Genomic DNA, 12,753 nt, shown 5'->3' with positions numbered 1-12,753 from the left:
ACCCCCACCAAAGACACAAAACCCCAGGTAGATAGATGCGAACTAGCGTTTTGCCTGTGCAGCAGAGCGATTCCCCAAAGACCATAAGCCCCCTCCCCTTAACGAGGGTCGGTAGCTTTCGCTCATCACTACCACCTTGGCTCCGGTTTCTACGCTCCCCTAAAACAACCAAGACTCCGGACTGACCAGGAGTCAATGATTCTGAAATCATCATTCTCCTAGCTTGCCCGGAGCCTTAGCCCAGCTACCTAAAAAAGAATCAAGCTGCATAAACACCAATTGATCTAGAGGCCAACAACGCACCTGTACGGAGACCAACCAGCGCCTACACGAACTTCACACCAGCGAAGTTCTTCTTACCGCGGCGCAGCACAATCCACTTGCCGTGCAGCAGGTCCTCGGCGGCAGGCTCCCACGCTTCGTCCTCGATGCGCTGGTTATTGGCGTACGCGCCACCTTCCTTAATAGTGCGTCGTGCTTCGCCCTTCGACTTGGCAAGGCCAGCAGCAACGAGAAGGTCGACAACAGTACGCGGCTCACCTTCGGCAATCTCCGCAACCTCAGTCTCGGAAACCGCACCCGCCAGAGTGGTCTCGTCCAGTTCGGTCAGCTCAGCGCGACCAAACAGTGCCTGCGCTGCCAGCTCAACAGCCTTGGTGGCCTCTTCGCCGTGAACCAGGTTGGTCATCTCCTGAGCAAGGCGGCGCTGCGCTTCACGCTTGAACGGACGCTCCGCAACAGCGACCTCGTACTCCGCGATCTCCTCCTGAGTCAGGAAGGTGAACCAACGCAGGTAGTCGATAACAACCGAGTCACCGGCATTGAGGAAGTACTGGTACCAGGAGTACGGCGAAGTCTTTTCAGCATCCAGCCACAGCTTGCCACCACCGGTGGACTTACCGAACTTCTGCCCCTGCGCATCGGTCACCAGCGGCACGGTCAGACCGTGCACCTTGGCGCCGTCGATACGCCTGTTCAAGTCGACACCAGAGACGATGTTGCCCCACTGATCGCCGCCGCCAATCTGCAGCACGCAATCGTAGTTACGGCGCAGCTGCACGTAGTCGTTGGACTGCAGCAGCATGTAGGAAAACTCGGTGTAGGAGATACCGTCGGACTCGAGGCGACGCTTCACAGTGTCGCGGTCGAGCATGGTGTTGAGGGAGAAGTTCTTGCCGACATCACGAAGGAAGTCAATGACGGACATGTTCATAGTCCAGTCCGCATTATTGACCATCGTCGCCGGGGCCTCGCCCTCAAAGTCAATAAAACGACGCAGCTGGCCCTTGATGGCCTCCAGGTTATGCTCAATGGCGTCCTGGCTGAGCATCGAACGCTCACCGACATCACGCGGATCGCCGATGAAGCCCGTAGCACCACCTGCCAGCGCAATTGGGTGGTGCCCGGCCAGCTGGAAACGACGCAACATAATCATCGGAACCAGGTGGCCCGCGTGCAGCGAATCGCCCGTTGGATCAAAACCGCAATACAGAGTAATGGGGTTTTCGCACGCCTCGCGCAGCGCGTCAACATCGGTGGACTGATTAATCAGGCCACGCCACTGTAGTTCGTCGATAATGTTCTGTTCAGTCACGTCCCCTATCGTAACGTTTCGCTTGCCGACGTTCACCGCGAGGGTGACCTAGAACTCCTCAACCGCCTTCTTGTGGCGTCGATAGGTCGATACGGAAGCGTCCGGAAGCCACAGCCGCCACGGCCTATTCGCAGCTCGGCGAACACCCACGCGCGGGCCTGCGTGGATGTCGCTAACTAAATCGGCGGTCTCCGGCTGCGCCACAAACACGCGTGACGACGGATCCAGCGCATCTGCCCCATAGTCGCTTAGGTCAAGGCCAAGCGCCTGACCAACATTGCCCGGACCACGTCCGAGACCCGCAACCGCGGGCTTTTCACCACGGCGACGACGCACCGCATCCATCCCCTGCTCAATGCGAACGGAACGGACTAGCACTCCCCCGCCCGTGCCGTCCGTAGCGCTGGTGATGTTGGCACAAAAGTGGATGCCATAGGAGCGGTAGATATACCAATGCCCCGCCGGGCCAAACATGGCGCGATTGCGTTCGGTTGGCCCCATAAAGCAGTGCGCGGCCGGGTCGGGATAGCGCTGGTCAGCTGGACCGCCGTAGGCCTCGACCTCGGTGATGGTGGCGATGACATCCTCAGCGCGGATGACAATCACGCAGCCGAGCAGCGTCTGCGCAGCATCGATGGGAGCTCCCGACAGCATAGTGCGGTCGAGGACGCTGTAGCCGTCGGGAAGCGGGAAAGGCAATTACTTGTCCCAGGCGATAGCTTCGTCGGAAAGCATGACGGGAATACCTTCGTCGATGCGGTAGGCAATCTTCAGGCGAGGATTGACCAGCACCTGCTCGTCTTCGAGGTATTCAAGCGGCCCCTTGTCACGCGGGCAAGCGAGGATATCAAGGAGTTTCGGATCAAGGCTCATAGTCCACTACCTTACCGAACTGAATTGCCAGGGTGTCACGCTGACCTTCCAAAGCAATCAGGTTGTCCTGGCCGATGGCATCCTGAATCTTCTGCACCGCGGAATGCAGCAGCTCGATGGACTCCCGAGCCGGATTCTCGGCCTTATGACGCAGGCGCTCCGGGACTGCGAGGTAGGAGTTGGCCGTCTGCGGCAAGTACTCCTGGATAATGCCGCCGATGACTACCTTCTGCTCGGGATAATCTTTGAGGTACTTCCACTCGCTCAAGACAGATTCCAACGTCGCACCCAGGTCATTTGCGGCATTGCCAAGATCATCGCCAGGCTGTGCATCGAAAAGCCTGCCCAATGTCCGATGGAGCTTCCTACACAGCTCAGCTGGATTGAGCGGGCGGCGCTGTGCAAGCGCTGGCTTCGGAGCCGGGCCAACGGACTTCTGAGCCCCCTTGCTCTGCCTCGGCAACAAAGCAACCGACGCGCCCCACGCGGCAATCGCAACAACCGGCCACAGGAAACCAAGCCCCACAACCAGGTGCAGCACCACTACTGAGATGGCAAGGACGAGCCCGACAATGTTGGCGGGGCTGTTAAGAAAGCCACCGCCAGAGGAAGTGCCGGAGGATTTACTGGTAGCCACGAATCTCCTTGAACACATCAGCAAGCTCGGTCTCACGGGATTCAAAGACCTTACCACCAGTCAGGTTCGCAAGTTCCTGCATTTCTCTCGGGTCCGCTTCGCCATAACGGATGACGAATACCGGTGGCAGATTCCCGCCCTTGGACTGGTAGAAGTCGCGGAATTCAGTAAAAGTCTTGCCCGATGTTACCTGTCCATCGGTCAGAACCACAATGGACGGGATGGAGTTCTTATCAGAGCTACCGAGAAGGTCGAAGGCTTGGATCAGGGCGTCGTAAAGCGCGGTTTCACCTTCGGCAAGCAGTCCATCAACGGCGGCGGTGAGCTGCGCGCGCGATTCCGGACCGTCGATTGTCGTGGTCGTGGGCTCGCCGACGCTCGTGCTGAACGGCAGAATCGTCGCGATCTCCCGGTTTCGCAACCCCACACTTCCCGTCTCGGTGCGCGCGCTGCCGTCGACGATGGCGCGCATTGTCGCCTGCAGATCAGCGATACGCTCACCGAACATAGAACCGGAGGTGTCGAGAACGAAGACCGACTCGCCGGGCACGCGCAGGTCATTGTCGTATGCCTCAATGAGGCGGTCCGTGACTGTGCGATCGCCCGGGAAAGGCAGCTCGATAATCACGTTGTTGGTCATGCTTTCCGGCAGGTTGGCGTCATCGGAGACCGGGCGCAGGAAGTGGTCGGCAAGAACCTGTGAGTTGGCTTCCAACCACTGTCCGAGTGCTTCCGTCTGCCGCGCGGCAAGGTCGTTAGCAGGCTGAGCTAGTGGCGTCAGCGGGTAGTCCGCACTGATGACACCGTCGCTCGGCACAACAACTTCCAGGTCAGAGCCCTCTTTGTTCATCTGCTGCAATACAGCTTCATAGTTGATGAGAGCGTCGACGGAGCCCGGCTCGCCCAGGAATTTATCGCGCAGCCACCCCGACGAACCCGAAGTCATCTTCTGCCCCTCGAAGAACTTCTGCAGTTCAGGCGTGGTGCGGTTGATATCCCCCGTAGTCAGCGCCGATCCGGTGTCGGCGAACGCGGTCGCAACCGACACCACACCGGAAAAGCCCGAGTTCGATTCCGTGGGGTTGGTCATGCCGTAGGTCAATTTTCCTGACGACGCAGCCTCCGCGATCTCACCCCACGTCGGCTGCTTGGTATCCCAACCGAGTTCCCGCGCCTTGGACGAATGGATGCCAAATGCGACCGGCGAGGTGGCAACTTTCTTGGCTTCACCGAGCTTGTCAGCCTCGCCGAGAAGATCAACGTACCGGTTGGTAGCAAACCAGGTGGCATCAAATTGGTTGTCGAAGTCACCGTCGACAAGTGCGTGGCTGTTCTTCACAGTGCCGTCGAGAAGCTCGAGGTTAATAGTAAAACCGAGGTCGTCGGAGGCCTTTTCCATCAGCCGCTGGAGCTCTGCAAGCTCCGTGGCACCGGCGATGCGCATGGTCGAGCCCTTGAGGTCCGAATCGACATTGACCTTGTTCGTCTTCTCATCGTCGGAGCCCAGCGACAGGTTCAGGCCACCGTCGGAGCAGGCCGCGACAGTGAAGATGCCGAGCACACCGACGAGAGCAAGAAGCATTTTGCGGAGGGCAGTTGGTGCCTTGTCCATAAACATTCTGCTTTACCCCTCTTCCGTTTCCGGCTTCGGCGGGCCCTGGTATCCGCGGGAGACACCCTCAATGAGCTGCTCGAGGATATCGAAACTCGGTGGGTCAATGGAGTCCACAAAATCGGTGGAGACCTCCTGCCCCGTCTTCAATTGCGTCTGGAACTCCTCCATCGCCTCAGGCTGGCTGGATCGGTAGCCGTGCTTGGCCGCCAGCTTCTGAAGCTCAGGGTCTTCTGCGAGAAGCCGTGCGACCGCAGCACCGTTGTCGTTAAAGCCCAATGCCACGTGAGTGCTCAGAATCGTCGGCGATGGATATGCCAGACGCATTTCCGGCTTCAATCGGCTGTTCTGGGCACCATCCTCCCCCAGGAATTGCGACTCGTAGACCATCACCATTGGCTTCGAACCGACGCCCTGCGAGAGGTAGTCCGAGAATGGCGCAGCCGACGAGGATTCCGTGTACCCCTGTCCAGTGAACAGCGGCGTGAGCTCCGGCAAGACCGCATTGACCTGCCTATTGTCGGACACAATCCGGCCTTCATTGGTAATCCAAGACATGAGCGACAAGTACATCGCGGCCGAGTTTGACGAACGGATGTCAGTCGTGGACATCTGCACTGTGCGTGGCGACGGGTAGTCATTCTCCGCGAAGTCACGCCAGCGGACATTGTCGTGCTGCATCGTGGCCAGTGCGGCCATATCTACCTGCCACGTAGTGCCCTGTTGGCGAGCAACATTTTCCCGTTCCAGCGCCTGCAAGATGTTGTCGAAAGTAGCGATCGCCATCGGGGTGTAAAAGACGTCGTACCGCTCAGCACCGCTCATCTTCTCAGCAATCTTCTCCGCTGCAGGGGCCGATGATGGAAACGCCATGTCGAAGGAATCCAGATTCACATCCGTGGCCATCCGACGCGAACCCGCCGTCTTTACTTCCACCGCAAAGCCGTGGGAGGCAAGAGCCTTTTGGACCTCTTTGTCTTCGAAGAAGGGCTTCTTCTCAGAGCCAACAATCGCCTTGACGACGGTCTTTTCACCACCGAAGAAATCACGGCTTCCTCCGGAGTTGCCACCAGAAAAACCTGGAATACTACCGCCACGACCGACATAGACCGCGACAGCCGCGATAACAATCAAAATGACTGCAAGAATTGCCCCCGGGCCCATACACCCTTTCTTGCTACCACTTTGATTTTTATTTTTATCTCGTGAGCTGTGATTTCCACCGCTCGACCGCGTACTTTCCGCCATGAAATTATGGTAAGAGACCCGGTCAAACCTGGCAACAGATATAGAAATAATCAGTAATCTGCGTCACTTCGGGCGTACCGTGGCATTACGGGTTTACTGGCGGCGGCGGGTCGATCCGAGTTACTGACTGCGTTTATGACTGGCGGCGGCGGGTCAATCCGAGTTACTGACTGCGTTTATGACAAAAATGGCCCGAAAAATGGCCTGAAAGTGTCATAAACTTACACAGTTTCACATTTGCAGCCCGTATTCGCACGTGGAGCCCGTAATTTTTCGGGTTGCCAGTTATCGGGTTGCTAGTTACCGGGTCATCAGTTGTCGGGTTGCTGGTTTTTCTACTCCCCCCCCCGGGCTGTAAAAAATCGGCGTGCGGTCGATTGACCGCACACCGATTAATTAGCTGCGTTAGCTGGGCTAGCAGGTTTGCTAGCTCTAGCAGCTTTAGCCGCGAACCGGCTTTTCAGCCCACTGCTTTAGCTCAGTGTTCTTCTCGTCGACACGAGCGAGTTGCTCTGCAACACGGACACCCGCGGTGCCACCACGGGTGTCGCGGGAAGCGACAGCGCCGTCGATAGTAAGCACTTCGCGGACCTTCGGAGTCAGTGCCGGGTGGACACCGGCGAGGTCCTCGTCGGAAAGCTCGTCCAGACCGATACCGCCCTTGGACTCTGCAATGCGGACGCACTGGCCGGATGCCTCGTGAGCATCACGGAAAGGTACGCCTTCGCGGACCAGCCATTCAGCCAGGTCAGTGGCCAGGGTGTAGCCTGCCGGAGCGAGCTCGCGCAGACGATCCTCGTGGAAGGTCAGCGTTGCCACCAGACCGGTCAATGCCGGCAGCAGCAGGGTCAGCTGCTCGACCGAGTCCACCAAAGGCTCCTTGTCCTCCTGGAGGTCACGGTTGTAAGCCAGCGGCTGAGCCTTCAGCGTGGCCATGAGACCAGCGAGATTACCAATCAGACGACCGGTCTTACCGCGAGTCAGCTCTGCCACGTCCGGGTTCTTCTTCTGCGGCATGATGGAGGAACCAGTCGACCAGGCATCAGCCAGAGTGACGTAGCCGTACTCAGGGGTGGCCCAGTAAATGATTTCCTCTGCCAGACGAGACATGTCCACGGCAATCTGGGCGAAGACGAATGCCGCCTCAGAGGCGAAATCACGCGAAGAGGTGCCGTCAATGGAGTTGTCCGTGGCAGAGTCGAAGCCGAGCTCCTCAGCGATGGCCTCCGGATCCAAGTGCAGCGAGGATCCTGCCAGCGCACCAGAGCCGTACGGGGATACAGCCAAACGACGGTCGAGATCGCGGATGCGGTCGAGATCACGCAGCAGCGGATGCGCATGTGCCAGCAACTGGTGCGCCAGCAGCACCGGCTGAGCCGCCTGAGAGTGAGTCTTGCCCGGCATGATGGCATCCGGATGTGCCTTGGACTGAGCAACCAGGGCGCCGACCAGGTCCGTGACATCCAGTGCGATACCGCGGACGGCATCGCGCAGCCACATGCGGAACAAGGTTGCCACCTGGTCATTGCGGGAACGACCAGCGCGCAGGCGACCACCGACCTCCGGGCCGACGCGATCAATCAGACCGCGCTCCATGGCACCATGGACGTCCTCATCCGTCGGCTCTGGACCAAACTCGCCGGAGGCAACGTCGCGGCCGAGCTGATCAAGGCCTGCAATCATGGTGTCAAAGTCGGCATCGCTGAGCAGCCCGCGAGCATGCAGCACTCGGGCGTGGGCCTTGGACGCAAGAACGTCGTAAGGCGCGAGCACCCAGTCAAAATGGGTGGACTTGCTCAATGCGGCCATCGCCTCGGACGGGCCACCGGCAAAGCGGCCGCCCCACAGGGAGCCTTCGTTGGTACCGTGCTTTTCGACCATTGTCTTTTCCAATAGGCCTTTCGCTCTAGTCGCTCTGGAGAATCTTTACAGGTTGAAGTCGCGCTTTGCGGCCATCTTCGAGGACAGGCCGTGCAGCTCGACGAAGCCGCGAGCCAGGGTCTGGTCGAAGGTGTCGCCCTCGTCGTAGGTAGCCAGGTTGAAGTCGTACAGCGAGGTGTTCGAACGGCGACCGTTGACGTTGCAGTGACCAGCGTGCATGACCATGCGGATATCACCGGAAACGCCCTTCTGGGACTCCTCGATGAAGGCATCCAGCGCGCGCTTCAGCGGCGAGAACCACAGGCCGTCGTAGACCAGGTTGGCCCACTCGCCTTCGACCTGACGCTTGTAACGAGCCAGCTCACGCTCAACGGTGACGTCCTCAAGAGCTGCGTGTGCAGCCATGATGGCCATAGCACCCGGTGCCTCGTAGATCTCGCGGGACTTGATGCCGACCAGGCGGTCCTCAACCATGTCCAGACGACCGATGCCCTGAGCACCAGCGCGGCGGTTCATCTCTTCGATGGCCTCGAGCACGGAAACCTTCTTGCCGTCGATGGCAGTCGGCTTACCATCCTCGAAGGAGATGATGACCTCATCCGGAGAGTTGAAGTTCAGGGTCGGATCCTCGGTGTACGCGTAGACATCCTTGGTCGGTGCGTTCCACAGATCCTCCAAGTAGCCGGTCTCAATGGCGCGACCGAAGAGGTTCTGGTCAATGGAGAACGGCGACGACTTGGACTGCTCAATTGGCAGCCCCTTTTCCTCAGCGAAGGCGATGGCCTTATCGCGGGTCCACGCGAAGTCACGAGCCGGAGCGATAATCTTCAGATCCGGTGCGGTGTTGGCGAAACCGACCTCGAAACGGACCTGGTCATTGCCCTTACCGGTGCAACCGTGAGCAACGTGGGTGCCACCGAACTCCTCTGCAGCCTTCGCCATGTGCTTAACAATCAGCGGGCGCGACAGTGCAGAAACCAGCGGGTACTGCTTCATGTAAAGACCATTGGCCTTAATGGTCGGCAGGCAGTACTCCTCGGCGAACTCGTCCTTGGCGTCGACAACGACAGCTTCGACAGCGCCGGCGTCCAGAGCGCGCTGACGCACGGACTCCATGTCCTCGCCGCCCTGTCCGACATCGATAGAAACTGCGACGACCTCGCCGTCCGTCATTTCCTTGAGGTACGGAATAGCAACGGTGGTATCGAGGCCACCAGAGTAAGCAAGAATAACCCGGTTGGTCATAGGGTAAGCGCTCCTTTAATCGGTGCTTTAAAGCATTTCGTGAAATAGTTTACTGGTTCGTTCCGGCGGCTAGACGCTGGGCTAGGTCAGCGCCGGAAAGTGGTTCTCTAGCCAGGCACATTACGGTGTCATCTCCCGCAATTGTGCCAACGATTTCTTTGAGTCCCGCACGGTCAATCACACTGGCTAGATACTGTGCGGCTCCCGGTGGTGTACGCACAACCGCGATGGTGCCCGAATGATCAATGGAGACCAGCAGCTCGTCTAAAACGCGCCGCATCCTGGCCACTGCCCCGCTGGAGACAGCGAGTGCATCTTCGACGATGGAATAACGCGAACCGTTGACTCCGTCGCGAATCTTTCGGGCGCCCAGCTCATCGAGGTCTCTGGACAACGTCGCCTGCGCAATCTCAATGCCTTCGTCGGCAAGCAGCTCGACGAGCTGAACCTGACTGGACACGTGATGCTGCGCCAACAGGTCAGCGATGCGCGTCTGCCGAGCTGTGCGAGAACCTGGTTGTGCTGCGGTCATGACCTTACTGCCTTTCCACCAGCCAGGTCAGCAACGCCTTCTGAGCGTGCATGCGGTTTTCCGCCTCGTCAAAGACTACCGACTGCGGGCCATCGATGACCTCGGCAGTAACTTCGTTGCCGCGGTATGCCGGCAGGCAGTGCAGGAAGATGGCATCCTCATTTGCCTTCGCCATCAGCTCAGCGTTGACCTGGTACGGCAGAAACGGAGTGCGACGATCCAGGCCGTCGTTCTCCTGCCCCATGCTGACCCAGGTATCGGTGATGACAACGTCGGCACCGGCAATGGCCTCATCGACGTCTGCGGTTACGGCCACGGCCGCACCGGTCTGCTCCGCGACCTTCTTGGCGCGGTCGACGTAGACCTGCTCCGGCTGGAAGTTCTCCGGTGCACAGATGGTGACGTCCAGCCCTGCGGTGGCGAAGCCTACTAGGTAGGAGTTGGCCATGTTGTTGGCACCATCGCCAAAGTAGACAGCCTTCTTGCCACGCAGTCCCGCCTGGCCTTCTTCCGGGCATTTGTGCTCGATGATGGTCTGCAGGTCAGCGAGAATCTGGCACGGGTGGAACTCGTCGGAAAGCGCGTTGACAATCGGCACCGTCGCGGTCTCAGACATGGCCTCCAGCCCTGACTGTGCGTAGGTACGCCAGACGATTGCCGAGACAAAACGGCTGAGCACAGCAGCGGTGTCCTGGTAGGTCTCACCCTTGCCCATCTGCGAGTTTCCGGTTTCAACCACAATCGCGTTGCCGCCCAGAGCCGCAATGCCAGCGTCGAAGGAGAAACGGGTACGAGTCGACGTCTTGTCGAACAGCACCGCAACCGACTGTGGCCCCTCAAACGGCCGGCGGGAGTACGGCGCTGCCTTCAGCTCTGCAGCCAACTGCAGCACCTCAGCCTGCTCCTGTGGAGTCAGGTCATCATCGGCGAGAAAATGACGGAGCATCAGTTCCTAATTCCTTCCATTGTTGGCGACAGCCTCGGCGGCGTCGTTCAGGCAGGCATCAATCAACTCGACGGCGCGATTGATTTCCTCATCACTGAGGTTCAGCGGCGGCACAATTCGCAGCACATTCGCCTGCGGCGCGTTCAGAATGACACCGCGCTCATAACCGGCGTTAACTGCTTCCTTCGCCAGGTTCTCGCACAGCACCAGCCCAAGCATGAAGCCGCGACCGCGCACGTGATCGACATGGTTTAACGACGCAAGCTTGCGAGCCAGAACCTTGCCCTTCTCGGTGACTCGATCGAGCAGCTTTTCTTCTTCCAGCGTCTCGATGACGGCCAGGCCGGCAGCGGCACAGACCGGGTTGCCACCAAAAGTGGTGCCGTGCGCACCGGGAGTGAACAGTTCCGCTGCGCGACCGTTGGCGATGACAGCACCCAGCGGCAGGCCGCCGCCGAGGCCCTTGGCCAGGGTCATGACATCCGGGACGATGCCGTCGTGCTGGTGGGCAAACCACTGTCCGGTACGGCCAATGCCGGTCTGCACTTCGTCGACGATCATGAGGACGTCGAAGCGCTTGGTCAGTCCGCGGACCTCGGCGAGGTATCCCTCTGGCGGTGCGACCACACCGGTCTCACCCTGAATTGGTTCCAGAATCACCGCTGCGACACCCAACGGATCGGATTCGATGGTCTTGGTGAGGAAGTCGATGTCACCGTAGGGCACGAACTCGACTCCACCCGGCATCGGTTCGAACGGGGTGCGTTTGTCCGGCTGACCGGTCATGGCAAGTGCTCCCATGGTGCGGCCGTGGAACCCGTGGTGGGTCGCGATAATACGGTTGCGCCCCGTCAAACGCGCCAGCTTGAATGCAGCCTCATTGGCCTCGGTACCGGAGTTGCAGAACATAACCCGGGTGTCATCAGTGTCCCAGCCAGTGAGCTCAATGAGCTTCTCGCCCAGTGCCAGTGGTGGCTCAGAGGCGAAGATGTTGGACACGTGCCCCATCGTGGAAATCTGCTTGGACACGGCTTCCACGATGGCCGGATGTGCGTGACCCAACGCGTTGACTGCAATACCGGCGAGCAGGTCCAGGTATTCCTTGCCCTCGGAATCGGTGACAATAGCGCCCTTACCCTGCACAAGCTCAATGCGCGGCGTGCCGTAATTGTTCATCATCGTGTGTTGCCACTGCTGCTTGAAGTCACTCATGTCGTCTTTCGACCTGCCTAACGTGTGTGTAGGTAAATTCTTATCCGTCTTTTCTGCCTTATCCGGGCTCTACCATTGTGCCGATACCGCCGGAAGTCATCAGCTCCAGCAGCACCGAGTGTGGCTGGCGGCCATCGATAACGTGGGCCGCAGGCACTCCCTGATCCACTGCGTTCAGGCAGGACTCCATCTTCGGAATCATGCCCGAGTCCAGCGTCGGAAGGATTTCTCGCAGGTGCGAAGTGGAAATCTTGGACACCAGCGAATCGCGGTTCGGCCAATCCGTGTAGAGACCCTCGACATTAGTCAGAATCACCAGACGGTTCGCGTTAATTGCCGATGCCAGTGCACCTGCTGCCGTGTCGGCGTTGATGTTGTAGACCTCTTTGCCGTCAGCGGACGGCGCAATCGTGGAGACCACCGGAATACGGCCAGCATCAATCAGGTCCAATAGCGTTTCCGAGTGCACCTCGGTGATATTGCCAACCAGCCCGATATCTGTCTCCTTGCCACCGACGTTTACCGTGCGTCGAGTACCGGTGAACAGGCCACCGTCCTCACCAGAGGTACCCACTGCATATGGGCCGTAGGCGTTGATGAGGTTCACCAGTTCGCGGCCGACCTGCCCGAAGAGAACCATGCGGACAATTTCCATGACCTCCGGAGTCGTGACACGGAAACCGCCTCGGAACTCTCCCTCCAGCCCCAGGCGCTTGAGCATCGCCGAAATCTGGGGGCCACCGCCATGGACAACCACCGGCTTCACCCCCACGGTGCGCAGGAAAACCATGTCCTGTGCGAAGGCCTTCTTCAGTTTCAGGTCGGTCATCGCGTTACCGCCGTACTTGACCACCACAATCTTGTCACGGTGGTGCTGCAGCCACGGCAGGGCTTCCGCCAGCACATGTGCCCGCTGTTCGAAGGACAGCCCTTCGGTCAACTGGTGAACCATTGCAGAGTCTCCTCAAACCCG

The 12,753-nt window shown here is 59.2% G+C and carries 12 protein-coding genes; all 12 read right to left on the bottom strand.

Annotated features, from left to right (window positions below; genetic code table 11):
* Positions 1-325: 325 nt before the first annotated feature.
* The 12 genes from tyrS to argB all read right to left on the bottom strand — a co-directional run bounded on the left by tyrS (position 326) and on the right by argB (position 12,732).
* Complete coding sequence (tyrS, locus tag HMPREF3042_RS06240; RefSeq protein ID WP_210403438.1) at positions 326-1,594, bottom strand: tyrosine--tRNA ligase; 1,269 nt, start codon at positions 1,592-1,594, stop codon at positions 326-328.
* A gap of 48 nt (positions 1,595-1,642) precedes the next feature.
* On the bottom strand, positions 1,643-2,248 hold the full coding sequence (locus HMPREF3042_RS06235) for a DNA-3-methyladenine glycosylase (protein ID WP_070856581.1): 606 nt from the start codon (positions 2,246-2,248) through the stop codon (positions 1,643-1,645).
* Between the two features lie 45 nt (positions 2,249-2,293).
* Positions 2,294-2,467, bottom strand: coding sequence for a Trm112 family protein (locus HMPREF3042_RS06230; RefSeq protein ID WP_005511714.1), 174 nt, complete (start codon positions 2,465-2,467; stop codon positions 2,294-2,296).
* On the bottom strand, positions 2,457-3,104 hold the full coding sequence (locus tag HMPREF3042_RS06225; RefSeq protein ID WP_070856548.1) for a hypothetical protein: 648 nt from the start codon (positions 3,102-3,104) through the stop codon (positions 2,457-2,459). Before HMPREF3042_RS06225 ends, HMPREF3042_RS06230 begins: the two co-directional genes overlap by 11 nt.
* Positions 3,091-4,722, bottom strand: coding sequence for a VWA domain-containing protein (locus HMPREF3042_RS06220; RefSeq protein ID WP_070856547.1), 1,632 nt, complete (start codon positions 4,720-4,722; stop codon positions 3,091-3,093). The genes HMPREF3042_RS06225 and HMPREF3042_RS06220 overlap by 14 nt, the downstream gene beginning before the upstream one ends.
* 6 nt (positions 4,723-4,728) lie before the next feature.
* The gene (locus HMPREF3042_RS06215; RefSeq protein ID WP_070856545.1) at positions 4,729-5,880 is read right to left on the bottom strand and encodes a hypothetical protein; all 1,152 of its coding nucleotides are present in this window, start codon (positions 5,878-5,880) and stop codon (positions 4,729-4,731) included.
* Positions 5,881-6,405: 525 nt separating this feature from the next.
* Positions 6,406-7,845, bottom strand: a complete 1,440-nt coding sequence (gene argH, locus HMPREF3042_RS06210; RefSeq protein WP_070856543.1) for an argininosuccinate lyase — start codon at positions 7,843-7,845, stop codon at positions 6,406-6,408.
* Positions 7,846-7,890: 45 nt separating this feature from the next.
* Positions 7,891-9,090 (bottom strand): argininosuccinate synthase, encoded by a 1,200-nt coding sequence (locus HMPREF3042_RS06205; RefSeq protein ID WP_048758336.1) that lies wholly within the window; start codon positions 9,088-9,090, stop codon positions 7,891-7,893.
* A gap of 49 nt (positions 9,091-9,139) precedes the next feature.
* Entirely contained in the window at positions 9,140-9,622 is a 483-nt protein-coding gene (locus HMPREF3042_RS06200) for an arginine repressor (protein WP_038625622.1), read from the bottom strand.
* 4 nt (positions 9,623-9,626) lie between these two features.
* A complete protein-coding gene (gene argF / locus HMPREF3042_RS06195; RefSeq protein WP_038625624.1) occupies positions 9,627-10,568 on the bottom strand; it encodes an ornithine carbamoyltransferase in 942 nt (313 codons plus the stop codon).
* Between the two features lie 6 nt (positions 10,569-10,574).
* Positions 10,575-11,780, bottom strand: coding sequence for an acetylornithine transaminase (locus HMPREF3042_RS06190; RefSeq protein WP_070856541.1), 1,206 nt, complete (start codon positions 11,778-11,780; stop codon positions 10,575-10,577).
* A 58-nt stretch (positions 11,781-11,838) separates the two neighbouring features.
* Positions 11,839-12,732 (bottom strand): acetylglutamate kinase, encoded by an 894-nt coding sequence (gene argB, locus HMPREF3042_RS06185; RefSeq protein ID WP_070856539.1) that lies wholly within the window; start codon positions 12,730-12,732, stop codon positions 11,839-11,841.
* Between the last annotated feature and the right edge of the window lie 21 nt (positions 12,733-12,753).

This window comes from Corynebacterium sp. HMSC074C05 (genome assembly GCF_001838325.1).
Classification (GTDB): Bacteria; Actinomycetota; Actinomycetes; order Mycobacteriales; family Mycobacteriaceae; genus Corynebacterium; species Corynebacterium amycolatum.
The sequence above is the reverse complement of the archived record's forward strand: the minus strand, read 5'-3'. Positions and strand labels throughout refer to the sequence as shown.